Source organism: Ruegeria sp. BB9 (genome assembly GCF_056539345.1).
Genome location: NZ_JBQFUU010000004.1, coordinates 243,656 through 269,889 on the forward strand (window position 1 = coordinate 243,656; position 26,234 = coordinate 269,889).

Genomic DNA, 26,234 nt, shown 5'->3' on the forward strand with positions numbered 1-26,234 from the left:
TCAGCGGGCAAACAGCGCCTGACGGATCGGGCGGGGCAGGGCAGGGGCCAGTGCCGCGCCAAGTGCAGTGGGCACACCGCGGCGGATTGGGTTGAGAAAGCTGCGCGCGCTCAGCGCCAGACCGGCGCGGGCATAAGCGCGGGCCATCGACGGTTCCGCGCCCAGACGAAGTGCGCGCCGGGCCAGATACCGCATGTAGATCGCCTCGGATGCGCGCGACGGTGCAACGCCGTAGCGGGCCGCCGTTGCAACCGCCCGAGCGCGCCCGGCCCGCATCGCCTCGAGGTCCGAAGACAGGCCGCTGCCGCTGGTCCGGTACCAGACCTGCAGGCGGTCAACCCCGATGATCACGTGGCCTTCGCCCGCCAAGCGGATCAACAGCTCAAGATCTTCGTTGTGGACCGCAGCCGGGTTCAGCCCGCCGACAGCAGCGAACACCTGGCGGCGCACTGCAAGGTTCGACATCGTGCACACCGCATTTTCCGCCAGCAGGTCCGGAATGGTCAGGGGATCGGTGGGAACCGTCGAGCGCGTCGGACAATCGCCGGGGGTTTCGGAAAAGAACCCGATCTGGCCAAAGGACGCATCAATGCTGGTATCCGCAAACAACCGGTCCAGTTGGGCCAGCTTGTGGGTGACCCACAGGTCATCCGCGTCGCAGAACGCGAGGATGTCGCCCGAGGCCACTGCCGCACCGTGGTTGCGCGCAGAGCTGGGACCGCGATTAGGATTGGCCTCAACCCGCACCCGGGTGTCCCGCGCGCAGAATTGCCGGACAACTTCGGTCGTCTGGCGCGAGGGCTTGTCGCCCACGCAGATGAGTTCGAAATCCGAAAAGCTCTGCCCAAGTAGGCTGTTCAGGGTGGCGACAATGGTTGCCGCGTCATTGTGGAAGGGAACGATGATGGAAAACCGGGTCATTGGGCGCGCGCCTCCTGAGTGATTGCAGAACCCCGCGGCAGCAGCGCCCAGGATGCGGCCAGCATGATGGCGGTGCAGGTGCAGACATACCCGACGGCGACGGGCATCAGGCCCAGCGGCGCCATCAGGGCGGTATTCGCGATCAGGCCCACGGCCAGAACCGTGCTGACCCGCAATTCCGTGACGGGGCGGTTTTCCGACCGCAGCCATCCGGCGACCGCCGACCAGATCACCGTCGGCAGGGCCGCCAGGCACAGAACCGACACCACCGGGGCGATCTCGGCCCAGCCCTGTCCCAGAAGCAGCGGCACATAGACCGGGGCCAATGCCGCCTGCAGCAAAACCAGCGGCGTCAGGATCAGCAGCGACAGGCCCAGCCCGTGGCGCAGCGCCCCATGCTTGTCCTCGGCCGCGCACAGATGCGGGAACAGAACGACCGAGAAGGCTTGCGTGAACGAAGTGGCCAGCCCAAGCCCCGCATTGAAAGCCATGAAATAGATACCAAGCGCCTCGGCGCCCAGCATGGCGCCCACCACCAGCTTGTCGGCCTGCAGGCGCAGAACCTTGACCAGTTCCACGCCCAGAACGGCCCAGCCATAGCCCACGAACGGTTTCAAGGCTGCAAACCCGGCACGACGATCCGGCGACCACCGACGCAGGCGGCGCATCAACACAAGCCAGACAGGTGCAGTCAGCAGGCGCGGCAGAACCAATGCCAGAGGCGAGGCCCAGACCACCGCCAGCAGCGCCGTCAGGGCATTGGCCCCCACGACTTGCCCGCCCGCGATCGCGGCGGTCTGCTGCAGCTTGCCCTCGCGCATCGCCAGTGCGGCCTGAACCAGGCCCGCCGGCATGAACAGGTATTCCCCGGCCAGCACCGCCAGCAGCATCGCCAGCATTGCGTGGCCCATGACGAACAGTGCCGCTGCGACCGCCAGTTGCAGCAGGCACAGCCCCGAGCACCAGACCCAGAAGATGCGGTGCGCCGTGTTGCACCGCTGTGCCAGTTCCTCGGACGGGGCTTGAATGATACGCTGGTTCACCCCGTTCTCGGTCAGCGCCTTGAGAATGTCGCCCGCCGCCAGAGCCGCTGCGGCCAGACCGATCGCTTCGGGGCTGAGGGTACGGGCAACGGCCACCACGACGACCAGGCGCGACGCCTTGGCCGCCACTTCGGAGACGGTGTAGGCCAACAGGTGCCGCAGAAAACCGGATTGTGCAAAACTGTGCGTCATGACGCCGTGATCCCGAAAAACAGTTGTTGGATCTGTTGTACGGGTGGCCAAGGCCTGTGTCCCGGACGCGGTCGGACGGGGCAGGGGACCGTTCGGAGAGGGACCTATCCGAATGGGACAAGCCGCCATACCGATGCCGGGCTGACGCAGGCCGCGCGGCAGGGTTTATCTTCTGTGACAGATCAGGAGATGAAAATGACCATGAATTTCAAGACCTTCCTTATTACGGCCGTCAGCGCCTCGACCCTGCTGGGGTGCAGCAGCATGCAGACCCCGCGCAACATCGAAGCCGTATCACGCGGCGAAAGCTATCAGGCGCAATACCGCGAACCCGAACGTCGGGGGGGCGTCACGCCATTGCTGCAGGCCGCCGCGATGAACGGCCAGACCTGCATGCCGCAGGCCGGCGATCAGGGCGCAAATGCCTATGCGAAATGGTCGCAACCGGGACTCAGCCCCTTGCTGGGCGAGAAACTGTCGCGCAACGACATGGTCCAGATCACCATCGAAGGGGACGACCTGCTGAGCGACGCTTATGTCGTTTCGCGTGACGGAGACCTCAAGCTGCCCTACCTGCCGCCCGTGCGCGCCCAGGGCCGCACCACCGAGCAAGTCGAACAAGAGGTGGCCCGCGTTCTGGTTGCGGCCCAGTTCTATGACGCCGAACCCCGCGTGACCGTGCGGGTCAGCGATTTCGCCTCGGTGACAGTGGGTGTGCGCGGCGCGGTGTTCGAGCCGCACTCGGTCGAGATCGGCGGTGTTCCGGGCGATTCCCTCGACCGTCGGCGCCAAGGCGCGCTGGGGGCCTCGACCGAGGGGCGCAACCTGTCGGTGGCGCTGCGGGCCGCGGGCGGGGTGCGGCCGGATGCCGATCTGTCAGCGGTCGAGCTGCACCGCCAGGGGCGCATCTATCGCATGGATCTGCGCGGCGTGTTCGAAGGATCGGACCCGACCGACATCATGCTGCTGACCGGCGACCAGATCGTGGTCAACAGCCGCGGCTGCTTCCAGGACGCGCTGATGCGCCCCAGCCCGATCAGCCCGCCCGGCGTGACGCTATACATGTCGAACCTGACCCAACCGGCCGCGGGCAATGCAGAATCCGCCATCGGGCGCGACGTGCGTGAAGTGCCTTATGGCACCCGTTTCCTGCAGGCCGTGGTCGACAGCAACTGCGTCGGCGGGTCGAAGACGACAAACGCCAACCGCAGCGCAGTGTTGTTCACGCGCAACCCAGTGACCGGGTCCTCGGTCGTGATCGAGCGCAATATCGAAAAGCTGCTGCGGCGCGGAGACCGTGACGACTTCGACCCCTATGTTCTGCCGGGTGATGCCGTGGCCTGTTACGACAGCAAGGTCACCGGAGTGACCGAAATCGCCCGGTCGCTGGGCATCGTCGGGGCCGCCGCGCTGCTCATCCCTTAATCGCACCGGGGGCGGGCAACACAGCCTTTGCCCGCTCCCAAACCTCGGGCAGACCGTTCAACAGAAGGGCGACCTGCTGACGTTCTGCTGATTTTGCGGCCATCTCGATCGCAATCAGCGCATCGCGGAACCCCATCGCACCAAAGGTCGCCGCACTTCCCGCCAGCCTGTGACACTCCTGCGCGACCTGGTCCAGATCGGCTTCACCGGCCTCCAACTGGGCAAGCTGAGCGACGACGGCATCCCCTTCGGACAGGTACTTGCCAAGCAACCGGTCAAAGACGTCGGCGCCGAGGCTGACGCGCAGATCTCCGATATGATCCGTTTCGTCCTCGGACCGGGTCGAAGCTCCGAGGTTGGTGACCACCGACAAGGCCTTGCGCAAGGCATCCAGGGCAATCGGCTTGCCGACAAAGGCGGTCATACCGGCGGCGCGGAACGCGTCGACCGCATCAGGCAGCACGTTGGCCGAAACGGCAATGATCGGTATCTCTGCCGAAGGCCCGCCCCCGCTGCGGATGTGGCGCGTGGCCGTCGGACCGTCCATGACCGGCATGCTGATATCCATCAGGATCACGTCGAACCGATGCGCAGCCGCCGCGTCCACGCCCAGTTGGCCGTTCTCGGCAACCGTCACCCGGTGACCGTCCAGTTTCAGCATGTTGCAGATCACCTCGCGGTTGATCTCGTTGTCTTCGACCACCAGCACGTCCAACGGCTGTGCGTGCTGAACCTCTGGCTGGTCGCTGTCAACGTTGGCGTCCAATTCGGCGTCCTGCAGCGGCAGACGAACCCAGAATACACTGCCCTCGCCGGGTGTGCTTTCAACGCCGATCTCGCCGCCCATGGCCCGAGCAAACCGACGTGCGATGCCCAGGCCCAGACCGGTGCCGCCGGCGGCCCGACCGATGCTTGGATCGCTGGTGTGAAAATCGTCAAAGATGACGTCGACCTCATCAGGGCCGATACCGATACCCGTGTCGATGATGCGGAATTCAAAGATGTTGACGCCGGCCGTTGGGCCAGGCTCGGTTACTTCGACCTCGATCGAGATCCGGCCGTTTTCGGTGAACTTGATGGCATTGCCCACAAGGTTCAGAAGAATCTGCCGCAACCTTTGGGCATCGGCGGCAACACAGGGGCGCGCCTCGCCCACCCATTGCCACGAGATGGAGTTCCCACGCGAGGCAGCGTTGCCGCTTTGACCGTCCACAATCTCTTGCAGGATGTCGTTCAGGTTCGAGGGCTGCAACGGCACCGACAGTTTCCCGGCCTCAAACCGGGCGATGTCCAGAACGGTGTCGACGTGGCTCAGGAGGATCTGGCCCGAGATTTCCATGTTCTCGACGAACCGCGCCTGTTCGCGGGTGGTGCGGGTGTTTTTCAGCAGCGTGAGGTTGCCCAGCAACCCGTTCAGCGGCGTGCGGATTTCGTGGCTCATCACGGTCAGGAAATCGGCCTTGGCCTTCTCGCCGGCCAAGGCGCGGTCACGAGTGCTGATCAATTCCTGCTGGGCGGCAACCCGCTGCGAGATGTCACGGACAAAGCCGATGACGATTTCCTGATCGCCTGCCCGGGCCGATTGCAGCGCAAGTTCGACCGGGAACTGCTCGCCATCCGCGCGCATCGCCTCCAACTGGACACGGCCTTTGCCGACGACATGACGTTCTCCGCCAGACTGCATGCGCACCATGCCGGCGCTATGTGCCTCACGCAGATGCGGCGGCACGATCAGGTCACCGATCGCGCGACCCCGGGCCTGATCCGCCGTATAGCCGAATATTGCCTCGGCAGCTGGGTTGAACTCGATCACGTCGCCCTTGGCATCGACCACGATCACTCCGTCCAACGAAGTTGAGAGGATCGTGTTCATCCGTTCATTCGCCTGCCGCAGCGCCCGGCCGCGGCGCGTGGCGCGCCGGTTGACAACCAGAAGATAGGCGCTGACGGCGCCCAGGGTCAGAAGCAAGGCCCCCGACAGAATCGCCAATCGCAGCAAGTTTGCCGCCGTCTGGATGCGCTGCTGGTCCGACTCGGTGGCAAAATACGAGATGCCCGAAACAGCCAACGTGCGGACATGCGGGCCGATCTCAAGGGCGGCGCGTTTCAGATCGTCCAGTTCTTCGGACAGCTCCCCATCCGGCGCGTCGATCAAGGGGATCGCGGCGTTCAGGTGCCGGGTCACCCGCTCCAACGGCAGGCGGAACCGGTCATCCTGGCGCAAAGGCTGGAACACGCGGGATTGGGCCAGCGTATCGACACGGCTGTAAAACAGATCGAACCGCCGGCGCACCAGATCCAACGTGCCATTTTCCGCGTCCTGTGCCGCCGACGCGGTTTCCAGAGCATTCAGGTAGGACAGATAGTCGACCTCAACCTGCGACAGCGTCCATTGGACATTGTCCGAAGGTGCCGCTCGCCGGTCGTTGAAATCGGTAAACACCTGCGCCGACAGCCACGCCACCGTGACCAGACCCAACAAAACGCCGAAGCCGATGAGTCCGAAGACCCATCGGCGGCGCAAAACCTGCGTATCGGTATCGCTCAATCCGAGCCTCATCGATTGTTCACTGCGCTTTACTCATTACTTCACTCATTCCGGTTGCAAGCTATTTAACGACCTCGAGACGATCGAGTTGCCAGATGCTGCGCGAATAGGTCACCTCGGTCTGGTATTTCGGGTCGCTGTCATAGGGGTAGACGATCCACAGCGGGCCCTTCTGCCGGCGTGACATCTCGGCACCGTTCATTTCATAGGCCACGATCGGGTCGCTTTCGGTGACCGAGTCCATCGGGATTTCAACCGCATAGTCGTTGATCGCCGTGGCGCGGATAATGCTGCCATCTGCACCGACTGCCTCCAGCACCACCGACAAGGGCACGCCGACAAAGGTGTTTTCACCTTCGGTCCAGATCGTCGAGGTCGCAAATGTCCGTGCGGGCAAGGCTTTCAACATGTCCATGTCGAACCGCGCTCCACCTTCGGCTCCGGGCTGGGTCAGGTTGCCGGTGATCGTCAGAACCACCTCTCCGGTGGGTTCGGCCAGATCCTGGGCCTGTGCCTGGCCCAAGGTCAGAACCATTGCCAAGGCTGCAAGTAAAATCCGCATGTCATTCTCCTCGTGTCCAATTGCACAAGATCAGAAAGCGTGACCGGGCAACAGACGGGCATCAGGATAAGCACCTATCCGAACGGATAGGTGCCCGCCGTTACGCGGCCGGGCGCAGGTGGCCCATGCGCTGTGCCATGATCCGCTCAAACCCTTCGCGCAGCTCTGACCGCTGCAGGGCAAAAACCGCGGTGGCCTCAAGGTACCCGGCGACTGAGCCGCAGTCGAAGCGTTCACCCGCGAAGGCGTAGCCCGAGCAGCCAGCGGTTTCGATATCCGCAGCGATGGCGTCGGTCAGCTGGATTTCATTTCCCGCACCCGGTGCCTGGCCGGCCAGACGATCAAAGATCGATGGCTGCAGGATATACCGCCCGACGATGCCGTAGTTCGATGGCGCCTGCTCGGGGCTGGGCTTTTCGACCAGGCCGCGCAGCTTTTGCACACGCCCGGCCTGCAGGGCGATATCGACCACCCCGTAGGACTCGATCCTGTCGGACGGCACGGATTGGGTCGCAACCATGTGGCCGCTTTGGTCACAATAGCTTTGGACCATCTGTGACAGAGCCGGGCGTCGGGCGCTGATGACGTCATCGGGCAGGATCACCGCAAACGGCTCATTGCCCACGCACTCGCGCGCCAGCGACACGGCATGGCCCAATCCACGGGGCGCATCCTGCCGGACAAAGCAGTATTTGCCATCCTCCAGATCGGCGCAGCGCAGGTTGTTCAAGAGCTCGGTCTTGCCACCATCCTTCAACTTGCGTTCAAGCGCCGTATTCCGCCCGAAATAGGCCTCAAGCGCGGTTTTCTCGGGTGACGTGATGAAGATGAATTCTTCGATCCCGGCCGCGCGCGCCTCGTCGACGGCATATTGGATCAGAGGGCGGTCGATCAGGGGCAGCATTTCCTTGGCCACGGTCTTGGTTGCGGGCAGAAACCTTGTGCCCAGTCCGGCGACGGGAAAGACGGCTTTGCGAATCTTGGTCATAACAATTCTCCTTGGGTTTTCTCAGTAGGCGCCGCGGCCGGACACGACGGCCCGCACGGTCATGGCAATCAGCATCAGATCCAGAAGGGCCGAACGGGACCGCACATATGCCGTGTCCAGGTCGATCATCCGGTCAAAGTCGATGGCGGCCCGGCCCGACACCTGCCACAGGCCGGTGATCCCGGGGCGGACGGCCATGCGTTCAAGCGCGCGGGGCGGGTATTTGGCGACCTCCTCGGGCAGGGCAGGGCGCGGTCCGACGATCGACATATCGCCCTTCAACACGTTGAGGATCTGCGGCAGCTCATCCAGCGAAAAGCGGCGCAGAACCTTGCCCACCCGCGTGACACGCGGATCGTGGCGTGCCTTGAAGCACACGCCTGCGCGGTCGGACTGCGCCAGCAGGCTGGCCCTTTGCGCTTCGGCGTCGGTGGTCATCGAGCGGAACTTGTAGACGGTGAAAGGCACCCCGTTCCTGCCCACCCGTGTCTGCCGGAACAGGGCCGGGCCGCGGCTGTCCAGCCGGACAAGGGCGGCAATGGCCAGCATCGGCAGGGCCAGAACCGTCATGGCCCCCAGCGCGAAGGTCAGGTCAAGACTACGGCTGGGCGTCAGCCCGCCAAGAGCCTGGGCGACGCACCGTCCCAGAAATTCGAAATTTCCGATCAGATAGCGGCGGGCCATGCGGCGCGGCTCCATCGCCAACCGCCACGCCCATTCCATCCGGACCCGCCGCACGATCCCGGGTGCCCGCCGGACGTTGCCCGCCAGAAAGTCGAACAACGCGCCGACACCCAGAACCAGATTCGGGTTCAGCCGGGCACGGTGCCGCGTAATCCACAGTTCTTGCAGCGGAACGCCCATGGCCACCAGCAGGATATCTGCGCCGGATTGGTTGATCTCGTCCAGGGCTTCGTCCGTGCGTTCGATGCCACCAAACCCGTCGCGTGAACCGGCAATCCTCAGGCCGGGTGCCATGTCTTGCAGGCGCGCTGCTGCGGCCTGTGCGGTGCCGGGCGTTCCGCCCAGCAGATAGACCGACTGGCCCAGCTTGGCCGCGCGCCGGACCAGGCGCGGGACAAAGTCGGTTCCGTTCAGGTTCTCGGTCAGGTGTTCGCCCTGCATCGCGGCGGCAAGCTCGACCCCGATCCCGTCGGGCAGGACGAAGTCGGCTTGCGTCAGGGCTGCTCGATATTGGTCATTCTTTGCCCGGACATTTGCGCAATGTGCGTTCAGGAAAAAGACGGTCCGGCGGTGACCATCCAAAAGCGTGGTGATGACCGGACCGGATTCTGCATTCACCACCGGCTGCCCGAGGATTTCGGTGATTGGCAGCGCGGTGCCGGGCGTGGTGTGTGCGCCGTCGAATAGGGCGTGTGCGGCTTGAAAGTGCATGGAACTCTCCGAACATGAACTGAACTCTTGCCCTGAACCTGCCCGCTGTGCCGGCGCCGCAACAGACGAGCATCGGGAGAGCGCGCGGAGAAATAGGCTGACTGACGCGGCCTGGATGCGGCACCGCAAGGAAATCCGGCCAGTTGCTCCTATCCGATCGGGTATCTGCCTGTCCGTTCGGTAGTCTTCACCGCCGATCATCAATGGTTTACTAACCTTTTCAGGTCTGGGTGGAGGCACATGGAGTTCATTGATGAAAGTTCTTATCGCCGACGATCACGAACTGGTTCTGGACACGCTCGTCGCCTTCATCGAGGCCGCAGGCGGGATCGAACCCACCACCGCGCCGGATTTTGCAACCGCAAGGGCCAAGATCGAATCCGACGGTCCGTTTGATCTGGTTCTGCTGGACCTCAACATGCCAGGCATGAACGGGCTGAGCGGGTTGGAAACCTGCATTGGCATGGATCGCGCGCGGCATGTGGCGCTGTTCACCGGCGATGCCTCGCGCGATCTGGCTGAACGTGCGCTCGAGCTGGGGGCAGCCGGGTTCGTGCCCAAGACCCTGCCGGCCAAGTCTCTGGTGAACGCCATCCGTTTCATGGCCATGGGCGAGCAATATCTGCCCGTCGGATTCATGAGCGCCGAGCAGCCGAACGACACCCACCCGATGGCCAAAAAACTGACCGAGCGCGAGCGCCAGGTCCTCAAGGGTCTGACCGAGGGCAAGTCGAACAAGGAGATCGCCCGCGATCTGGACCTGTCCGAGCCCACGATCAAGCTGCATGTGAAAACGCTGTACCGCAAAGTGGGTGTCAGCAACCGTACCCAGGCCGCGATGGCCGCGCGCGAGGCGGGCCTGTTCTGACCAGCGCCCATCCTTTCGGATAGGGGGCCTGTCCCAACCCGCCCCGGCCTAACCCCTTGCGCAGCGGACAGCCCAAGCCGCCCCGGTATATCATTCCTGTAAGAGAGGATTTGATATGCCGAACCAGATTTCCGACAACCAACAAACGCTTGCGCCAAACCGCCCCTGGGACTGGGCGCGCATCAGCCGCACTGACATCCGGTCGCTGGGCTGGCGGCGCGTTCTCAAGGGCGGGCGGCTGACCGATGCGGGACGGCTGCCGCGATACGTTGCGTTGTTTCTTTTGGGGTCCAGCTGCATTTGGGCTCCGATCAGCGGGTATCTGGCAACCGCGCCGGTCAAATACGCATCCCACGCCTCGTTGATCCTGCCGGGATCGGGCGCGTCGGCCACGGTCAATCTGGCCAATATCGGGCAGGCCTCGTCCTACGCCAATTCGGCCTTTGCCAACGGGTCGATCAGCCCCACCGAAACCTACAAGCGGCTGTTATCGGCCGATCGCATTCTGGATGCGGCCGCACGCGCCGTCGGGGCTGAGCGCGATGCGTTCGGCAAGCCGCGCATCCGCCTGGTGGACCAGACCAGCTTGATCCATGTCGAAATGGAGGCCGCCAGCCCGGGGGACGCGCAACGCCACGGCGATGCCCTTGTCGCTGCGTTCTTTGCCGAGATCGACGCCCTGCGCGCGGACGAGATCGCCACGCGCGAGGCCAGCAACAGCGGCGCAATCGACGCCTATCAGCGCTCGGTTCGTGAAACCCGCGCTGCGATCGAGCAGTTGCGGCGGCAGAGTGGGCTGCTCTCGGCCGCCCAATACCGTGAGCAGGTGGCCGCGAATGACCGCGCGCGCCAAACGCTGCGGGCCGAGGAAAGCACGCTGGCCCGGCAGGCCGAGCGGGTCGCGGCGCTTGAGGTCGCGCTTGATCTGCCGCCGGATGCCGCCGCGGTCACGCTGAAGCTGTACGCCGACGCGCAATACATGTCATTGCTCAAGGATGTTTCGGCCGGCGCGGCCAAGCTGGCGCAGGCCGATGCCAATTACGGGCCGCGCCATCCGGTCTATCGCGCAGTGCGGGACGAATATGAAGGCGCACGGAAGGTTGCCGTCCAACGCGCGGCCGAGGTGACCGGCCTGTCGGTCGATCAGCTCTCGGGTCTGGACCGCGCCCCCGAGGGAGAGCGTGCGCAGTTGCTGAGCGAGCTTGTCCGCGAAAACGCCCTGCGCGCGGGGCAGGAGAAGCATGTAAAAACCCTTGCCGCACAGGTCGCGGCCGAAACTGCGCGCCTGTCCGCGCTGGCGCCGGTGGCCGCCGAACTCGAAGACCGTCAAAGGGATTTTGCCGTGGCCGAAGCCGTCTTTGCTTCGGCCATCGCCCGGTCGGAATCGAAAAAGACCGATGTCTATGCCTCGTACCCGCTGATCCAGGTGCTGGAAAATCCGTCGCTGCCGGAACGGCCGTCTTCACCCAACAAGAAGCTATCGATCGCGGCCGGGATTGCCGCCACATTGATGCTTTTGATCGGGCTGACGCTGGCATGGGTCCGCAACCCGCTGATCTCGCGGCTGCTGAAAGACACAGGCGAGAACAAGGCATGACCCAGGCCGAGCCGCAGAACCCGGCCGAGCGGCTTGTCTGGCGCGCGCTGGTCTGGACATGGCCGTTCTATGCCATCGGCGCGCTCTATGTCGTCGGGCCGGTACTGGGATGGTCCCTGGCGGGGTTGGCGGCGCTGGCCTTGTATCTGGGGCCGACGATCCGTCCGGACCTGCGGGCCACCGGGCCGGTTCCGGCGCTGGTTTGGCTATGGATGGCCGGCATGCTGTTGATGCTGTTTGCACTGTGGGCCGGCCATCTGGATTGGGGGCTGGGGCTGGGTAAAACCATCAAGTCTTCGATCGGCTGGGCCAAGGGCTGGGCGCTTATTCCATTGTTCATTCTTGCCGGGGCCGTGCTGCCGATCCGGCGCGAGGTTCTGGTGCGGGGCCAGTGCAGACTGGGGCTGTGGACCCTGTGCCTTGCGCCCCCGCTGTTGGCGGCACCTTATCTGGGCCTGCCCAGCCAGATCTTCACCTCACCGCTCAAGGCGGTAGGTGGGCCGGGGCCCGAGTATTTCTCAGTCTATCTCTACACGATCGATCCGGCCAGTTGGACGCCCCGGTGGCAGTTCTTCGCGCCCTGGTCGCCATTTGCCGCCCTGCTGGGGGTATGCATGGTCCTGTTCGCGCTCGAAGAGCGGCACCGGGGATGGATGGCCGTCGGTCTGAGCGCAGGCATTGTGATGATCCTGGCGTCGAAATCCCGCATGGGGCTGGTCGGGTTGGTGGCCTGCACGCTGGGGCCGCGCCTTTTGCCGTTGGTGGCGCGCAGCATCGGATGGTTTCTGGTGTCGGCCGTGGCAACGGCGTCCGCGGCGTGGGGAGCCGCCGCGATCGACCTGGTCAACCAGGCGCTGCAGAATTTCAAATCGGCCCGCGCCGACAGCACCCGTGTGCGCGAAACCCTGCAACGCATTGCCTATGAACGCTGGCAGTCCGACGCGATGCTTTTTGGTCACGGAACGGTTCAGCCCGGTGCGCATTTGGTCGAGTATATGCCCATCGGAAGCCACCATACCTGGTACGGCCTTCTGTTCGTCAAGGGCATCACCGGCTTCGTGGCGTTTCTTGTCCCCTTCGCCGTGCATTTCGGCGTGGTGATCACCGACGCGGTCCGCTCGGCGCGCGGCCGACTGCCGCTGGGCCTGCTGATGACCCTGCTGCTGCTGACCTTCGGCGAAAACATCGAGATCGAGGCCTATCTGCTCTGGCCCGCGCAGCTGATGCTGGGATGTCACCTGCGCGAAATGGCAGAGGCCAGGGCTCAGCCGAGCGCGTAACCGGCCCCGCGCACGGTGCGGATCGGGTCAACCCCTCCACGCACGGTCAGAGCTTTTCGCAAACGCCCGATATGCACATCGACGGTCCGGGTGTCCACGTAGATGTCGCGCCCCCAGACCCGGTCGAGCAATTGTTCGCGACTCCAGACCCGGCCCGGCTTTTCCATGAAGGTCGACAGCAGCCGGAACTCTGTCGGGCCCAGCTTGATGTCCTCGTCCGCGCGGGTCACGCGGTGCGTCTCGGCATCCAGGACGATGTCATCGTATTCCAACCGCTCGCCTACGGCTGCGGGGCGGGTCCGCCGGAACTGGGATTTGACTCGGGCCATCAGCTCGATCACCGAATAGGGCTTGGTGACATAGTCGTCGGCACCGGTTTCCAGCCCGCGCACCTTGTCGACCTCTTCGGATTTTGCCGAGAGCATGATCACCGGAATGGCACGGGTCGCGGCTGTCATCTTCAGCTGGCGGCAAATCTCGATCCCGGAAACGCCGGGCAGCATCCAGTCCAGCAGGATCAGATCGGGCGGAACTTCCTTGATCTGCAACAGCGCCTCGTCACCGGTTTCGGCCTGGCGCACGTCAAAGCCTTCGGCCTCGAGGTTGTAGCAGATGATCTCGCGCTGTGCGGGTTCATCTTCGACGACAAGGATCGATGGCGTTGGCATCACAGGACCTCGGTGGTTTCCGTCGGTGTCTTGTCGAGGCGCGGGCGGTCATCATCAGGCAACTGCCCACTGACAAGATAGATGGTCTGCTCGGCGATCCCGGTGGCATGATCACCGATCCGCTCGAGGTTCTTGGCCACGAAATGCAGATGCATGCCCGGGGTGATATTGCCTGGGTTCTCCATCATATGGGTCAGCAGAGCGCGAAACACGTTATTGTACATCGCATCCACATCGGCGTCACGTTCACGGATGGCCTGGGCCCTGTCCGCGTCCCGCTGGATGAAGCAATCCAGGGCATCCGCAATCATGCTCTGCACCAGCTGGGCCTGACGCGCGATGGCCGATTTGACTTCGTCCAAACTCGCGGAGTCCGCCAGGGTCACGGCCCGCTTGGCGATGTTTTTGGCATGGTCCCCACTGCGCTCGAGCTGGTTGGCGATGGTGAAGGTCGCCAGGACCACGCGCAGGTCGATGGCCGTAGGAGCGCGCCGTGCGATGATGTTGGCGCTGTCGTTCTTGACCATCTCTTCCAACTCGTCGATGGCGCGATCGGCCTTGACGGTGCGCGCGGCGAGTTCGACATCCTTGTCGCACAGTGCCCGGATCGCGTCCGACAGGCAGCTCTCGACCAAACCACCCATGCGCATCAGATGCGCCTGAACGGATTCGAGTTCCTGATCAAAAGATCGGACGATGTGCTTGTCCTTCATGGCGTCCTGGGTCATCCGATTCTCCCGGTGATGTAGGATTCCGTGCGCGGGTCTTCGGGATTGGTGAAGATGTGCCCCGTGTCCCCGTATTCCACCAAGCTGCCGAGGTGGAAGAACGCGGTTTTCTGGCTGACTCGAGCCGCCTGCTGCATCGAGTGCGTGACGATCACCACCGAGAAATTCAGCTTCAACTCGTCAATCAGTTCCTCGACCTGGGCGGTCGCGATCGGATCCAAAGCCGAGCACGGCTCGTCCATCAACAGGACCTCGGGCTCAGTGGCCACCGCGCGCGCGATGCAAAGGCGCTGCTGCTGACCACCGGACAAGCCGGTGCCGGGCTCGTGCAGGCGATCCTTCACCTCATCCCAGATGGCGCCACGGCGCAGGGATTTCTCAACGATCTCATCCAGATCGGCTTTTGTTCTGGCCAGTCCGTGGATCCGGGGACCATAGGCTACGTTGTCGTAGATCGACTTGGGGAACGGGTTCGGCTTTTGGAACACCATACCCACCTTCGCACGCAGCTGCACCGGGTCGATCCGTTTGTCGTAGATGTCTTCGTTGTCGATCCGGATGTCGCCTTCGACCCGGCAGACGTCAATCGTGTCGTTCATCCGGTTCAGGCAGCGCAGGAACGTGGACTTGCCGCATCCGGACGGGCCGATGAAAGCGGTTACCGTTTTGTCGAGAATGTCGACCGATACGTCCTTGATTGCCTGGTTGTCGCCATAAAAGACCTGGACGCCCTTCGCCTGAATTTTGATGGCGTCGACGGCGGTACTCGGCTCGATCTTGCTCATGTCGTTCATCATGATGACCCCTTTGCGCTTACCAGCTGCGCTCGAATTTGTTGCGAAGATAGATCGCGATTGCATTCATCGTGACCAGGAACCCCAGCAGCACCAGGATCGCGGCCGAGGTCCGGCTGACGAAGCCGCGCTCGGGGCTGTCAGCCCAGATGAAGATCTGCGTGGGTAGGGCGGTGGCACTGTCGAACGGGCCAGCCGGGGCCGAGGTGATGAACGCGTTCATCCCGATCAGCAGCAACGGAGCAGTTTCCCCCAAGGCCTGCGCCAGCCCGATGATCGTACCGGTCAGGATGCCGGGCATCGCCAGCGGCAGCACATGACCGAACACCACCTGGTGCTTGGACGCACCGATGCCCAGGGCCGCCTCGCGGATCGAGGGCGGCACGGCCTTCAGCGCCGCGCGGGTGGCGATGATGATCGTCGGCATGGTCATCAGCGCCAGCGTCATGCCACCCACGAACGGGGCCGAGCGCGGTAGCCCGAACCAGCCGATGAACACCGCCAGCGCCAACAGGCCGAAAACGACCGACGGCACCGCGGCCAGGTTGTTGATGTTGACCTCGATGAAGTCACTGACCTTGTTCTTGGGCGCGAATTCCTCAAGGTAGATCGCCGCGCCGATGCCCAGCGGGAAGGAAATCACGAAACACACGAACAGCGCCCAGAACGACCCGATCAGCGCACCCTTCAGGCCCGCCAATTCGGGGAACCGGCTGTCGGCATTGGTGACCAGGCCGGTGTTCAGCGGCTTGCTGATCACGCCTTCGGCCTTGAGCTGATCGAACCACGCAATCTCGGCATCGTTCAAGCGGCGGTTCTGTTCGGGCGTGTCGCGGTCGATGGTGCCCTTGTTCAGCTGGTCATACGGGTCAGATACCGGCACGGTCATCGTGATGGTCTGACCAATCAGCGCAGGGTCGGCCACCACCCGGTCGCGCAGATCAAACTGCGCTCCGTTGGACAGAATGCCTGACAGGGCCTTTCGGGTAGCCCGATCGCTGGTGTCCACCTCGGGCAGCAACTCGGACAGCGAGGCTTGCAACACGTCCTTGAAACCGCCCCGCGGCAGCTTTTCGGGCTCGATCTCCTCGGGGTCGACATAGACCTCGAGCGTGATCTTGGTCTGGGTGAACGCCTGGTATCCGGATGACACCAGCGAGGCCACCAGGATGAACAGCATCAGAAATGCAAACCCAATCGCGCCCAGGCCAAGGCCCTGCAGTATCTTCTGCTTGCGGTTGCGGCGGGCTAGGCCGGCGCGCACGGCGTCGGCGGTGTCTCCGCCTTTGGGCGAGTTGTTTTGTCCTGCAGTCAGGTCAGCCATGATTCTTGGCCTCAGTCATAGGCTTCGCGGTACTTGCGCACGATGCGCAGCGCGAAGACGTTGATGATCAGGGTGACGACGAACAGCATCATGCCCAAGGCAAAGGCTGCCAGCGTCTTGGGGTTGTCGAACGAGGTGTCGCCGATCAGAAGCGTGACGATCTGCACGGTCACCGTGGTCACGCTGTCCAGCGGGTTGATGGTCAGCGAGGCGATCAGGCCCGCCGCCATCACAACGATCATGGTTTCCCCGATCGCGCGGCTGACGGCCAACAGGATGCCACCGACGATGCCGGGAATGGCGGCGGGGAACAGCACGTTCAGAACCGTCTCGGCCCGTGTCGCACCCAGCGCCAGTGCTCCGTCACGCAGAGATTTCGGCACGGCTGACAGGGCGTCGTCGGTAAAGGACGAGATAAACGGGATCAGCATGATGCCCATCACGCTGCCTGCGGCCAGCGCCGTGTTGGGCGAAACCGGAATGCCCAGTGAGGCTCCGAAACTGCGCATGGCCGGGGCCACGACCAGGATCGCGAAAAAGCCATAGACCACGGTCGGCACGCCGGCCAGAATCTCCAGCACTGGCTTGGCCACCGCCCGCAAGCGGTCGGGCGCGAATTCGTTCAGGTAGATGGCCGACAGCAGGCCCACCGGCACCGCCAGGAACAACGCGACCACGGTAATGACGATCGTGCCGAGGATGACCGGAAGCCAGCCAAAGGCACCTTCGGCCGCAATCTGGTCCTCGCGCAGAGGAATCTGCGGTTCCCAGTTCAGCCCGAAGAAGAACTCGGTGATTGGCACCATCTCGAAAAAGCGGATGGATTCGAACAGCAGCGCGGCAATGATGCCGACGGTCGTAAAGATGGCGACGGTCGAGCAGAAAATCATTAGGCCGGAAACGATGCGTTCCACACTGTGGCGGGCGCGGAATTCGACGCCGACACGCGACCGGGCAAATGCCACGATGGCCAGTGACAGAATGACAACGATCGACAGCAGAACCCATCCCGACATCTGATGCAGTTCAAGATACCGCTGGGCTGCGTCCGTCTTCCACTGTTCCGGCTCGCCGAAAATCTGACCGCGCGAGATCGACTTGATCTCGGCCAGCACCAGCTGGCGCCCGCCAGTTTCCAATCCGTCAAGGCTGCCGGCAGGCAGGCCCGACATGACCACATGGTCGATCACCGGCCCCTGCAAGATCAGCCAAAGTACGATCAGCACAAAGACTGGAACCAGCGTGGACAGAAAAGAAAACAGCCCGTGATAGCCGGGCAGGGAGTGCAGGGACGTCCCATCTGCGCGCAGACCGGCCGCAGCCCGTCTGTTCAGCAAATATCCAAGGATACTGACGCCCAACAGCGCCGCAAACACGAAAGTAGTCATCTGCCCCCCAGGCACAAAAATGGGCTGCCCGGTTTCGCGGCCGGACAGCCCTGTGAATTGCAAATCTTACGACTTGGGTTCCATGTTCTGGCCGTCCAGAATTGCGTCCTGCAGCTCTTCACGGCGCTCGTCGGACAGGCCAACCAGACCACGTTCGGCCAGGTAGCCGTCGGATGCCAAAGCATCATCCGACATGTATTCTGCCAGGAACTCGTCCAGGTTCGGGATCACGCCGCGATGCGCATTCTTTACATAGAAGTACAGCGGGCGGGACACCGGATAGGATTTGTCGGCGATGGTGTCGGCATTCGGCTCGACGCCTTCGATCGTGACCGGCTTCAGCTTGTCCAGGTTCTCGTACAGGAACGAGTAGCCGAAGATGCCCACGGCGTTCGGGTCCGCCTCAAGGCGCTGAACGATCAGGTTGTCATTCTCGCCCGCTTCGACGAAGGGTCCGTCGGTACGCATGCGCGAGCAGTTTTCCTTGACCCATTTCTTGTCGAAGTCACCGCTCTTGACGAAGTCCAGCTCTTTGCAGCCTTCATGCATGGCCAGCTCGACGAACGCGTCGCGGGTGCCCGAGGTCGGCGGCGGGCCATAGGCCAGGATTTCCACGGCCGGCAGGTCGGGGTTGATTTCGTTCCAGGTCTTGTACGGGTTGTCCTTCCACTCGCCATCAACCGGCACCTGGGCGCCGAGAGCCATGTAGATGTCGGCCAGCGACAGGTCCCAATCCTGTTCATTGCTGCGCGAGATGGCGATCGACAGGCCGTCGAAACCGATCAGGGCTTCCGAGATGTCTGTGACGCCGTTCTTTTGGCACAGCTCGTATTCCGAAGCCTTCATGGCACGCGATGCGCCGGTGATGTCGGCGGTGTTTTCACCGATGCCTTCGCAGAAGATTTTCATGCCGCCGCCGGTACCGGTCGATTCGACGATGGGCGAAGCTGCGCCCGTGTTGTTGGCGAACTGCTCGGCCACGGCTTGGGTGTACGGGAATACGGTCGACGATCCGACGATACGGATGGCGTCGCGCGCCGAGGCAGCGGACGCGGCGATCGCGGTGATTGCCAGAACCGAAGCGGTCAGTTTGATGGTGGTCATGGTCACTCCTGAGAATCAGCTTTGGCCGCCCCCTGCGGCCTTGATGAGTGCAGTAGTCCGGGCGTGCGAAGCTTATGTAACGCTTCCGTAACAGTTTTATGACAACCCACCCGAGGCGGCTCAGAAATTCGTCTTATCCAGATGCGTGGCTTTCGGCAGCCGTTTGTGCACGACCTCAAAACACCAGTTGCGACAAGGTTTTGCATCAAACGAACAAGTGAATGGACTCGGGGTCTGTTTCAGGGAATCGTTTAGTCCGATCTTTTTTCTTGCTGCCACGGCAAGGCGACTGGAGGTGCAGACATGCTGACCAGAAGACATTTTGTTGCGACTTCGCTTGCTGTTTTCTCGCAACCGATTCTCGGCGCGACATCGGCCGAAGCGTCGACCGCATCTCAATGGGCGGCTTGGGACAGGCAGGTGACGCCGGCCAACTATGACCCGGCCACCTCGAACCCTTGGGGGTTGAATCCCCGGTTTCTGCCGCAACGGGTCGAAACCAATCGGTCGCTGGTGCCCGGTGACATTCACGTGGATGCGGTCGCGCGCTACCTGTATTTCATCGAAGAGGGCGGAACCGCGATGCGATACGGCGTGGCGATCGCCCGTGGCAATCTCTACGAACCCGGGACCTATACCATCCGGCGCAAGGCCAAATGGCCGCGTTGGACCCCAACCGCGGACATGATCAAACGTGATCCGCAAGACTATGCGCAGTTTGCCGACGGAATGCCCGGCGGACCCAACAACCCCTTGGGCGCACGCGCTTTCTACCTGTTTCAGGGCAATCGCGACACATATCTGCGCATCCACGGAACACCCTATTCCCGGTCTATCGGCGGGCGGGCAAGCTCAGGGTGTGTGCGCATGGTCATGGCCCATATCATAGGCCTGTATGACCGGGTGCAGCCGGGTGCGACGGCTCATCTATACCCACCCGAAAGATTTGCGACTGCCAGCAGCTGATCCGTCACGCCCGGGCACAGATCGGGCGGCCATCGGCGGTTCTCAGCGGTAGGTATGTCGTTTCGACCGGACCCACGTAACGGTACCAGTAACAACCGTCTTCGGGCATGATCCGAACGGCGGTCAGGTCCTGCCCCGGAGCAGCGATTTCGACCACGCCCTCGGGCACTTTGGCAAGATCACCGGGGGCTTTGTCGCCGGACATCGACGTGGTCTCGGTGCAGGCGGCAATCAGGGACAGCGCGCATAGCCCAATCAATGCTTTCCTCGTTGTCATGCCGCACCTTTCCGATTCCCAAGTGATTCTCTTTGCGTGATACCCTCGCATCCAAGCGATTCCGCTTCAATTCACCAAGGATCCGTCGCCATCCATCGTTGCCCTGTTGCCGACGGAGCACAGCCGCAACTGCTCTTGCCCTGACGGGATGGTTTGCTTGGTGTGCAGGGATATTCCGCAGAGGGCCTTGACCTTCCACTTGCTGGAACCCTTATGTACAGGGTCGACCGGATAATCGTGGTGACGACATGGCCAATATTTCACATGCCAAATTTCAGGTTCAGGGGATGAGTTGCGCGTCTTGCGTGGCCCGGGTTGAGCGTGCGCTCAGCGCGGTTCCGGGCGTCGACTTGGCTGCAGTAAACCTGGCGAATGAGAGCGTCCAAGTGGATTTCCATGCTCCGGCTGATGTCAAATCCATCGCACAGGCGATGGAGGCGGCGGGCTATCCAGCCGTAACCGAGACCGTCACGCTCAACATCCAGGGCATGAGCTGTGCTTCATGCGTCGGCCGGGTCGAGAAGGCTTTGCTTGCCGGGCAGGGGGTGCTGGCGACGTCGGTCAACCTCGCCTCGGAAAGCGCGACCGTCCAGTTTGCAGCGGGCGCCACGACACCCGAAGCGATTGCTGCATTGGCCAACGCGGCCGGGTACCCGGCGACGCCGCGCAACTCGGCTCAGGCAGCGGCGCAGGATCGCAAAGCTGACGAAATCCGCATACTGGCACTGCGAACGGGGTTTGCGGCAATCCTGGCCTTGCCGGTTTTCATCCTTGAAATGGGCGCGCATGTCATTCCCGGCATGCATCATCTGATTGCAAGCACCATCGGTCTGCAAGCCAGCCACTACATTCAGTTCGTCTTGACGACACTGGTCCTGTTCGGGCCCGGTCTTCAATTCTACACCAAGGGCTTTCCAGCACTTGCCAAGGGTGCGCCAGACATGAATTCGCTGGTCGCTTTGGGCACGTCGGCGGCTTATGGGTTCTCGCTGATCTCGACCTTTGCGCCCGAAATCCTTCCGACCGGCACGGCCAATGTCTATTACGAGGCGGCCGCGGTCATCGTGGTTCTGATCCTGCTGGGCCGCTTTCTTGAAGCACGCGCCAAAGGCCGAACCGGCGAGGCGATCCGCAAGCTGGTCGGCCTGCAGGCCAAAACCGCGCGGGTCGAACGGGAGAACCGCATCGTCGAACTGCCTATTGATCAGATCGCAGTGGGCGATCTGGTTCACGTGCGGCCCGGCGAAAAGATCCCGGTCGATGGCTCGGTGCTGGGCGGCAGTTCGTATGTTGACGAAAGCATGATCACGGGTGAGCCCGTTCCGGTCGAGAAATCCTCTGACGCAACCGTCGTAGGCGGCACCGTGAACGGTACCGGAGCGTTGACCGTCCGCGCCGAAAAGATCGGAGCGGATACGATGCTGGCGCAGATCATTCAGATGGTCGAACAGGCTCAGGGCGCGAAGCTGCCCATTCAGGGCATGGTTGACCGTATAACCCTTTGGTTTGTTCCCGCGGTGATCGCAGTTGCGGTCGTGACAGTCCTTGTTTGGTTGCTGTTCGGACCGGACCCGGCTCTCAGTATGGCTCTGGTTGCCGGGGTCGCGGTGCTGATCATTGCCTGCCCCTGCGCAATGGGTCTGGCTACGCCGACATCGATCATGGTGGGCACGGGGCGCGCTGCGGAAATGGGCGTTCTGTTCCGCAAGGGGGACGCGCTGCAGATGTTGCAGGAAACCACTGTTGTAGCGGTGGACAAGACCGGCACCCTGACGGAAGGCTGCCCGGAACTGACTGATCTTGTGGTTGCCCAAGGGCTGGATGAGGACACCGTCCTGCGCCTGGTCGCAGCCGTCGAGGCCACTTCGGAACATCCGATCGCCACCGCCATCGTGCGCGCGGCCGAGACACGCGGCCTGAATCTGCCGAAACCCGAGGATTTCAAGTCGATCACCGGCTATGGGGTTCAAGCGGCTGTCGAAGGGCACAGCATCCTCATTGGTGCCGATCGTCTGATGGAGCGTGAAGGCATCGACATCAGCGCGCTGTCAGAACACGGCGCGTCGCTGGCCGCCAAAGGAAGAACACCGCTCTACGCCGCAATCGACGGAACCGCTGCCGCCGCAATCGCGGTGGCCGACCCGATCAAGCCCAGCACACCGGAGGCCATCGAAGCCTTGCACGCGCTGGGGCTCAAAGTGGCGATGATCACGGGCGACAACAGGGCGACGGCCGATGCCATCGCAGCACAGCTTGGGATCGACACAGTCGTCGCCGAAGTCCTGCCCGAAGGCAAAGTCGCTGCACTGGAAAACCTGCGCGTGAACGGCGGCAAGTTGGCTTTTGTCGGTGATGGGATCAACGACGCTCCGGCGCTGGCGGCCGCGGATGTCGGCATTGCCATCGGCACCGGGACCGACGTTGCGATCGAGGCCGCAGACGTGGTGCTGATGTCGGGCGATCTGATCGGCGTGGTCAACGCCTTCGATATCAGCCAGCGCACCATGCGCAATATCCGGCAGAACCTGTTCTGGGCCTTTGGCTACAACACGCTGCTGATCCCGGTGGCCGCGGGAGTTCTCTATCCCTTTGGCGGACCCTTGCTGTCCCCGGTTTTGGCGGCTGGCGCCATGGCGCTGTCCAGCGTGTTCGTCTTGTCAAACGCATTGCGGCTGCGTTGGGTCAAAGCGGCCCGGCCGCCGAGCGGATCCGACCGCAAACCGCAGACCATCGCACACGCACCCACACCCGCCGAATAGGAAAGGAGCCGCCATGAACATCGGGGACGTCGCCGAACGCTCGGGTTTGCCGGCCAAGACCATCCGGTATTATGAGGATATCGGTTTCATCAAACCCAGACGCTCGACCAATGGATACCGCCATTTCGACGAGAAAGAACTGCACAAGCTGGCGTTCATCGGGCGCGCGCGGTCGCTGGGGTTCACCATCGAAGACTGCCGCTCGCTTCTGGCGCTGTATGAGGACAAGCACCGCGCCAGCGCGGACGTCAAGCGGATCGCCAAACAGAACCTCGAAGAGATCGATGCCAAGATCGAAGATTTGAAAGCCATGCGCGAAACACTGTCGCACCTGATCCAGGAATGCGCCGGAGATGACCGCCCGGATTGTCCGATCCTCAAGGATCTGGGTCGCGACTGACAGGATGGACCCGAGGCACCTTCGGGCGCTTTCCCTTGATCGCGACCACGGTTCTGTCCTAGGCCATGCGGCAGGTGCACAGGACGCGTTGTTACGAACGTATCGTCTAGGCCGGGCGAAAGACGGCAGAACCGTAATGATCTACGAGGGCTTTGGGCCACCCATGCAAGCAGCCACATGACAATCACTGACTGGACCCAGCGGTTCCACGGAACCAGCCACCTGCCCGATGTGGTACGCGCCCGGTTGCGCGCGGCCGCGCGGATCGTGAAGTTCCCGAACGGGGCCGAGGTGTTCGGGCCCGACAATGTGCCGGACAGCCTCATGTTTCTGTACGAAGGCCGGATCCGCGTTTCACAAAGCTCGGATACGGGGCGCGAAATCGTCTTGTATCGGGTCGAAGCCGGCGAAAGCTGCGTGCTGACCACGGCATGTATGCTGGCCGAAGAGGCCTATAACGCCGAAGGCATTGCTGAAACAGATGTCACCGCGATCGTCCTGCCCAAGCTTGCCTTCGACCGCCTAGCTGCGGAAGAGGACGCGTTCCGCGATTTCGTGTTCCAGGCCTATTCCCGCCGATTGATCGACCTTCTGCGTGTGGTCGATGACGTCGCCTTCGGCCGGATCGATGTCCGGCTGGCGGAACGTCTGCTTGCATTGGCCGATGCCGCGAACGAGGTGCAGGCCACACATCAACAACTGGCCAGCGAACTGGGAACCGCGCGTGAAGTTGTCTCGCGGGTGCTCCACGACTTCCAGAAACGCGAGTTGGTTTCGCAATCCCGGGGCAAGATAACGCTCACCGACACAACGGCTTTGCAGGCTTTGGCCCACAGCACCTGATTTTTCGGGAATCTTCTCGGCTTTCGTGACATTGTCACTGAAGAGACGCTCCTGGCGTCATATATGCCATTCAGAAACCTGAATATGGAGGGCGATATGACCAACAACGTCGGAACGATCGACCGCACGCTGCGCGCGGCTCTTGGGTTGGTCCTGCTGTACCTTGCACTCTTCAGCGGGCTGGCCCTGTTCGCCGCACCCCTTTTCAAATATTGCTCTGTGATCGTCGGCATCATCATGCTGTTGACCGCGACCATGAAATTCTGCCCAGTGTACACGCTTTTGGGCATCAAAACCTGCAGGACCAGATAATATGGAAACCGTATTCACGCCTTTTGCATCCTTTGGCGGCGGCCTGCTGATAGGCTTGGGCGCCGTGTTGTTGATGCTGGGCCTCGGCCGCATCATGGGTGCCACCGGTATCATGTCCGGTCTGGTCTTTCCTGACAGCGGGTCCGAGTTTTCCTGGCGTCTGGCGCTTGTTGCCGGAATGATCGTTGCGCCGGGTCTGATCTACGTGTTGACCGGCTCCATGCCGGCCATCGAGGTACCGATCAGCCCGCTGATGATCGTTGTCGGCGGCGTCATCGTCGGTCTGGGCGCCAGCCTCGGCTCGGGGTGCACCTCGGGTCACGGAGTGTGCGGCCTGTCGCGGTTGGCGACCCGGTCCCTGGTCGCCGTTCCGACCTTCATGGCAACTGCCGCCATCACGGTTTTCGTAATCCGCCACATGTTCGGAGGGTGAGGCAATGAAACTGTTTCATACGTTCCTGACCGGCCTCGTCTTCGGCACAGGCATCGCGATCTCGGGCATGATGAACCCGGCCAAGGTGCTGAATTTCTTCGATCTGGCCGGAACCTGGGACCCCAGCCTCGCCTTCGTAATGGGCGGTGCGCTGGTGGTGACATTCATCGGCTATCGCTTGGTATGGCGCCGCGCCGCGCCGCTTTATGCGGACCGGTTCCAGATTCCGGGCGCAAAGCACATCGACATGAAGCTTGTCGGCGGCTCAGCCTTGTTTGGCGTGGGCTGGGGCATCGCAGGATTCTGCCCGGGCGCGGCAATTCCGGCCCTGGGCACCGGACGGTGGGAGGTTCTGCTGTTTCTGGGCGCGGTCGCCGCCGGGCTGGCGTTGGCGCGCATTCTGCAAGGGCAACCATTGATTACACGTTCGGCCAAGGCCTGAGCGTCAGAGAGGAGGCACGATCATGACCGACCAAAAGGCAATCGACACCCACAACCAGAAAATGGCTGACGCAATCGCGACACCGATTTCCGCGTATCCGGTGGATCTGAGCGTCAAACCCAAGGTTCAGGGCTTCTACGACGAGGCCACGGCGACGATCAGCTATATCGTTTCGGACCCGACATCCAACGCTTGCGCGATCATCGACAGCGTGATGGACATCGACTATGCCGCTGGCCGGATCACATTCGAACATGCCGACCTGCTGATCGCCGAGATCGAAAAGCAGGGCCTGAAACTGGAGTGGATCATCGAGACCCACGCCCATGCCGATCACCTGTCGGCGGCGCCCTACATCCAGCAGAAGCTGGGCGGCAAGATCGGCATTGGCGAGAACATCAAGATCGTGCAGGAGGTCTTCGGCAAGATCTTCAACGAAGGCACCGAGTTCCAGCGTGACGGCAGCCAGTTCGATGCACTGTTCACCGATGGCATGACCTACAAGATCGGCAACATGACCGCCTTCACCATGCACACACCGGGCCATACACCGGCCTGCATGGTGCATGTGATGGGCGATGCGGCGTTTGTGGGTGACACGCTGTTCATGCCCGATGGTGGTTCGGCCCGAGCCGACTTTCCGGGCGGAGATGCGGGAACGCTTTATGACTCGATCCAGAAGGTGCTGAGCCTGCCGGACGAAACCCGCCTGTTCATGTGCCACGATTACGGCCCCAACGGCCGCGACATTCGCTGGGAAACCACGGTGGCCGAGGAAAAGGCGCACAACATTCACGTGGGCGGCGGCAAGTCGCGGGACGAGTTCATCAAGATGCGCACCGAGCGTGACGCGACGCTGGCGATGCCGACCCTGATCATCCCGTCGATCCAGGTCAATATCCGGGCGGGTGACATCCCGACCGACAAGGACGGCAACCAGATGCTCAAGGTTCCGGTCAACAAGATCTGACCGCAGG

The 26,234-nt window shown here is 62.6% G+C and carries 25 protein-coding genes; 12 read left to right on the forward strand and 13 right to left on the reverse strand.

What is annotated here, in order from left to right; all coding sequences use genetic code 11:
• Together ACR0FC_RS14970 and ACR0FC_RS14975 are read right to left on the reverse strand one after the other, a co-directional pair.
• A complete protein-coding gene (locus ACR0FC_RS14970; RefSeq protein ID WP_170341562.1) occupies positions 1-921 on the reverse strand; it encodes a glycosyltransferase family 2 protein in 921 nt (306 codons plus the stop codon).
• The gene (locus tag ACR0FC_RS14975; protein WP_170341564.1) at positions 918-2,156 is read right to left on the reverse strand and encodes an oligosaccharide flippase family protein; all 1,239 of its coding nucleotides are present in this window, start codon (positions 2,154-2,156) and stop codon (positions 918-920) included. Before ACR0FC_RS14975 ends, ACR0FC_RS14970 begins: the two co-directional genes overlap by 4 nt.
• A gap of 195 nt (positions 2,157-2,351) precedes the next feature.
• Between ACR0FC_RS14975 and ACR0FC_RS14980 the strand changes: the two genes are divergently transcribed.
• Entirely contained in the window at positions 2,352-3,581 is a 1,230-nt protein-coding gene (locus ACR0FC_RS14980; RefSeq protein WP_170341566.1) for a polysaccharide biosynthesis/export family protein, read from the forward strand.
• Here the strand turns inward: ACR0FC_RS14980 and ACR0FC_RS14985 are convergent.
• The 4 genes from ACR0FC_RS14985 to ACR0FC_RS15000 form a co-directional block, all read right to left on the reverse strand.
• Complete coding sequence (locus ACR0FC_RS14985; RefSeq protein WP_170341567.1) at positions 3,571-6,129, reverse strand: hybrid sensor histidine kinase/response regulator; 2,559 nt, start codon at positions 6,127-6,129, stop codon at positions 3,571-3,573. The genes ACR0FC_RS14980 and ACR0FC_RS14985 overlap by 11 nt on opposite strands.
• Before the next feature lie 61 nt (positions 6,130-6,190).
• Positions 6,191-6,691, reverse strand: a complete 501-nt coding sequence (locus ACR0FC_RS14990) for a putative pterin-binding protein (protein WP_254437822.1) — start codon at positions 6,689-6,691, stop codon at positions 6,191-6,193.
• A gap of 100 nt (positions 6,692-6,791) precedes the next feature.
• Positions 6,792-7,679, reverse strand: coding sequence for a UTP--glucose-1-phosphate uridylyltransferase (locus ACR0FC_RS14995; protein ID WP_170341569.1), 888 nt, complete (start codon positions 7,677-7,679; stop codon positions 6,792-6,794).
• Between the two features lie 21 nt (positions 7,680-7,700).
• Positions 7,701-9,074: a WecB/TagA/CpsF family glycosyltransferase gene (locus tag ACR0FC_RS15000; protein ID WP_170341570.1), complete on the reverse strand. Its 1,374-nt coding sequence runs from the start codon at positions 9,072-9,074 to the stop codon at positions 7,701-7,703.
• A 253-nt stretch (positions 9,075-9,327) separates the two neighbouring features.
• Between ACR0FC_RS15000 and ACR0FC_RS15005 the strand changes: the two genes are divergently transcribed.
• The 3 genes from ACR0FC_RS15005 to ACR0FC_RS15015 all read left to right on the forward strand — a co-directional run bounded on the left by ACR0FC_RS15005 (position 9,328) and on the right by ACR0FC_RS15015 (position 12,819).
• A complete protein-coding gene (locus tag ACR0FC_RS15005) occupies positions 9,328-9,942 on the forward strand; it encodes a response regulator transcription factor (protein WP_170341572.1) in 615 nt (204 codons plus the stop codon).
• Positions 9,943-10,057: 115 nt separating this feature from the next.
• Entirely contained in the window at positions 10,058-11,539 is a 1,482-nt protein-coding gene (locus ACR0FC_RS15010) for a GumC family protein (RefSeq protein WP_170341574.1), read from the forward strand.
• The gene (locus tag ACR0FC_RS15015; RefSeq protein ID WP_170341576.1) at positions 11,536-12,819 is read left to right on the forward strand and encodes an O-antigen ligase domain-containing protein; all 1,284 of its coding nucleotides are present in this window, start codon (positions 11,536-11,538) and stop codon (positions 12,817-12,819) included. The genes ACR0FC_RS15010 and ACR0FC_RS15015 overlap by 4 nt, the downstream gene beginning before the upstream one ends.
• Here ACR0FC_RS15015 and phoB read toward each other — a convergent pair.
• The 6 genes from phoB to ACR0FC_RS15045 all read right to left on the reverse strand — a co-directional run bounded on the left by phoB (position 12,804) and on the right by ACR0FC_RS15045 (position 18,825).
• Positions 12,804-13,487 carry a phosphate regulon transcriptional regulator PhoB gene (phoB, locus tag ACR0FC_RS15020; RefSeq protein ID WP_170341577.1) on the reverse strand — a complete coding sequence of 228 codons (684 nt, stop codon included), beginning with the start codon at positions 13,485-13,487 and terminating at the stop codon, positions 12,804-12,806. The two genes, ACR0FC_RS15015 and phoB, sit on opposite strands and share 16 nt — an antisense overlap.
• Positions 13,487-14,215: a phosphate signaling complex protein PhoU gene (gene phoU / locus ACR0FC_RS15025; RefSeq protein ID WP_254432954.1), complete on the reverse strand. Its 729-nt coding sequence runs from the start codon at positions 14,213-14,215 to the stop codon at positions 13,487-13,489. The genes phoB and phoU overlap by 1 nt, the downstream gene beginning before the upstream one ends.
• On the reverse strand, positions 14,212-15,009 hold the full coding sequence (gene pstB, locus ACR0FC_RS15030; RefSeq protein ID WP_093963750.1) for a phosphate ABC transporter ATP-binding protein PstB: 798 nt from the start codon (positions 15,007-15,009) through the stop codon (positions 14,212-14,214). The genes phoU and pstB overlap by 4 nt, the downstream gene beginning before the upstream one ends.
• 19 nt (positions 15,010-15,028) lie before the next feature.
• Positions 15,029-16,333, reverse strand: coding sequence for a phosphate ABC transporter permease PstA (pstA, locus tag ACR0FC_RS15035; RefSeq protein WP_170341579.1), 1,305 nt, complete (start codon positions 16,331-16,333; stop codon positions 15,029-15,031).
• Between the two features lie 11 nt (positions 16,334-16,344).
• Entirely contained in the window at positions 16,345-17,721 is a 1,377-nt protein-coding gene (gene pstC / locus ACR0FC_RS15040) for a phosphate ABC transporter permease subunit PstC (protein ID WP_254437823.1), read from the reverse strand.
• Positions 17,722-17,787: 66 nt separating this feature from the next.
• Entirely contained in the window at positions 17,788-18,825 is a 1,038-nt protein-coding gene (locus ACR0FC_RS15045; protein WP_170341583.1) for a substrate-binding domain-containing protein, read from the reverse strand.
• A 303-nt stretch (positions 18,826-19,128) separates the two neighbouring features.
• Here ACR0FC_RS15045 and ACR0FC_RS15050 point away from each other — a divergent pair, with 303 nt between their 5' ends.
• On the forward strand, positions 19,129-19,791 hold the full coding sequence (locus tag ACR0FC_RS15050; protein ID WP_093963303.1) for a L,D-transpeptidase: 663 nt from the start codon (positions 19,129-19,131) through the stop codon (positions 19,789-19,791).
• Between the two features lie 4 nt (positions 19,792-19,795).
• Here ACR0FC_RS15050 and ACR0FC_RS15055 read toward each other — a convergent pair whose 3' ends face one another.
• Complete coding sequence (locus tag ACR0FC_RS15055) at positions 19,796-20,068, reverse strand: hypothetical protein (protein ID WP_170341585.1); 273 nt, start codon at positions 20,066-20,068, stop codon at positions 19,796-19,798.
• A gap of 248 nt (positions 20,069-20,316) precedes the next feature.
• On the opposite strand from ACR0FC_RS15055, the gene ACR0FC_RS15060 reads away from it, so the two are divergent.
• From ACR0FC_RS15060 to ACR0FC_RS15090, 7 genes are all read left to right on the forward strand, one after another.
• Positions 20,317-22,827, forward strand: coding sequence for a heavy metal translocating P-type ATPase (locus ACR0FC_RS15060; protein ID WP_170341587.1), 2,511 nt, complete (start codon positions 20,317-20,319; stop codon positions 22,825-22,827).
• Between the two features lie 13 nt (positions 22,828-22,840).
• The gene (gene cueR, locus ACR0FC_RS15065) at positions 22,841-23,227 is read left to right on the forward strand and encodes a Cu(I)-responsive transcriptional regulator (protein ID WP_170341589.1); all 387 of its coding nucleotides are present in this window, start codon (positions 22,841-22,843) and stop codon (positions 23,225-23,227) included.
• A 177-nt stretch (positions 23,228-23,404) separates the two neighbouring features.
• Positions 23,405-24,070 (forward strand): Crp/Fnr family transcriptional regulator, encoded by a 666-nt coding sequence (locus tag ACR0FC_RS15070; RefSeq protein WP_170341591.1) that lies wholly within the window; start codon positions 23,405-23,407, stop codon positions 24,068-24,070.
• Positions 24,071-24,166: 96 nt separating this feature from the next.
• The gene (locus ACR0FC_RS15075) at positions 24,167-24,382 is read left to right on the forward strand and encodes a YgaP family membrane protein (protein ID WP_170341592.1); all 216 of its coding nucleotides are present in this window, start codon (positions 24,167-24,169) and stop codon (positions 24,380-24,382) included.
• Position 24,383: 1 nt separating this feature from the next.
• A complete protein-coding gene (locus ACR0FC_RS15080) occupies positions 24,384-24,815 on the forward strand; it encodes a YeeE/YedE family protein (protein WP_170341594.1) in 432 nt (143 codons plus the stop codon).
• Positions 24,816-24,819: 4 nt separating this feature from the next.
• Entirely contained in the window at positions 24,820-25,257 is a 438-nt protein-coding gene (locus tag ACR0FC_RS15085; protein WP_093963297.1) for a DUF6691 family protein, read from the forward strand.
• 85 nt (positions 25,258-25,342) lie between these two features.
• Positions 25,343-26,227 (forward strand): MBL fold metallo-hydrolase, encoded by an 885-nt coding sequence (locus ACR0FC_RS15090; protein WP_170341794.1) that lies wholly within the window; start codon positions 25,343-25,345, stop codon positions 26,225-26,227.
• The last annotated feature ends 7 nt before the right edge of the window (positions 26,228-26,234 follow it).

Excerpts from the sequence above, each read along its gene's own strand:
- ACR0FC_RS15045 (WP_170341583.1), bottom strand. The coding sequence starts at position 18,825 with ATGACCACCATCAAACTGACCGCTTCGGTTCTGGCAATCACCGCGATC.
- ACR0FC_RS14990 (WP_254437822.1), bottom strand. The coding sequence starts at position 6,691 with ATGCGGATTTTACTTGCAGCCTTGGCAATGGTTCTGACCTTGGGCCAG.
- cueR (WP_170341589.1), top strand. The coding sequence starts at position 22,841 with ATGAACATCGGGGACGTCGCCGAACGCTCGGGTTTGCCGGCCAAGACC.
- ACR0FC_RS15050 (WP_093963303.1), top strand. The coding sequence starts at position 19,129 with ATGCTGACCAGAAGACATTTTGTTGCGACTTCGCTTGCTGTTTTCTCG.
- pstC (WP_254437823.1), bottom strand. The coding sequence starts at position 17,721 with ATGACTACTTTCGTGTTTGCGGCGCTGTTGGGCGTCAGTATCCTTGGA.
- ACR0FC_RS15080 (WP_170341594.1), top strand. The coding sequence starts at position 24,384 with ATGGAAACCGTATTCACGCCTTTTGCATCCTTTGGCGGCGGCCTGCTG.
- ACR0FC_RS15000 (WP_170341570.1), bottom strand. The coding sequence starts at position 9,074 with ATGCACTTTCAAGCCGCACACGCCCTATTCGACGGCGCACACACCACG.
- ACR0FC_RS15055 (WP_170341585.1), bottom strand. The coding sequence starts at position 20,068 with ATGACAACGAGGAAAGCATTGATTGGGCTATGCGCGCTGTCCCTGATT.
- ACR0FC_RS15070 (WP_170341591.1), top strand. The coding sequence starts at position 23,405 with ATGACAATCACTGACTGGACCCAGCGGTTCCACGGAACCAGCCACCTG.
- ACR0FC_RS14995 (WP_170341569.1), bottom strand. The coding sequence starts at position 7,679 with ATGACCAAGATTCGCAAAGCCGTCTTTCCCGTCGCCGGACTGGGCACA.
- ACR0FC_RS15075 (WP_170341592.1), top strand. The coding sequence starts at position 24,167 with ATGACCAACAACGTCGGAACGATCGACCGCACGCTGCGCGCGGCTCTT.
- pstA (WP_170341579.1), bottom strand. The coding sequence starts at position 16,333 with ATGGCTGACCTGACTGCAGGACAAAACAACTCGCCCAAAGGCGGAGAC.
- ACR0FC_RS15060 (WP_170341587.1), top strand. The coding sequence starts at position 20,317 with ATGGCCAATATTTCACATGCCAAATTTCAGGTTCAGGGGATGAGTTGC.
- ACR0FC_RS15005 (WP_170341572.1), top strand. The coding sequence starts at position 9,328 with ATGAAAGTTCTTATCGCCGACGATCACGAACTGGTTCTGGACACGCTC.
- ACR0FC_RS14980 (WP_170341566.1), top strand. The coding sequence starts at position 2,352 with ATGACCATGAATTTCAAGACCTTCCTTATTACGGCCGTCAGCGCCTCG.
- phoB (WP_170341577.1), bottom strand. The coding sequence starts at position 13,487 with ATGCCAACGCCATCGATCCTTGTCGTCGAAGATGAACCCGCACAGCGC.
- ACR0FC_RS15010 (WP_170341574.1), top strand. The coding sequence starts at position 10,058 with ATGCCGAACCAGATTTCCGACAACCAACAAACGCTTGCGCCAAACCGC.
- pstB (WP_093963750.1), bottom strand. The coding sequence starts at position 15,009 with ATGAACGACATGAGCAAGATCGAGCCGAGTACCGCCGTCGACGCCATC.
- ACR0FC_RS15085 (WP_093963297.1), top strand. The coding sequence starts at position 24,820 with ATGAAACTGTTTCATACGTTCCTGACCGGCCTCGTCTTCGGCACAGGC.
- ACR0FC_RS14975 (WP_170341564.1), bottom strand. The coding sequence starts at position 2,156 with ATGACGCACAGTTTTGCACAATCCGGTTTTCTGCGGCACCTGTTGGCC.
- phoU (WP_254432954.1), bottom strand. The coding sequence starts at position 14,215 with ATGACCCAGGACGCCATGAAGGACAAGCACATCGTCCGATCTTTTGAT.
- ACR0FC_RS14970 (WP_170341562.1), bottom strand. The coding sequence starts at position 921 with ATGACCCGGTTTTCCATCATCGTTCCCTTCCACAATGACGCGGCAACC.
- ACR0FC_RS15015 (WP_170341576.1), top strand. The coding sequence starts at position 11,536 with ATGACCCAGGCCGAGCCGCAGAACCCGGCCGAGCGGCTTGTCTGGCGC.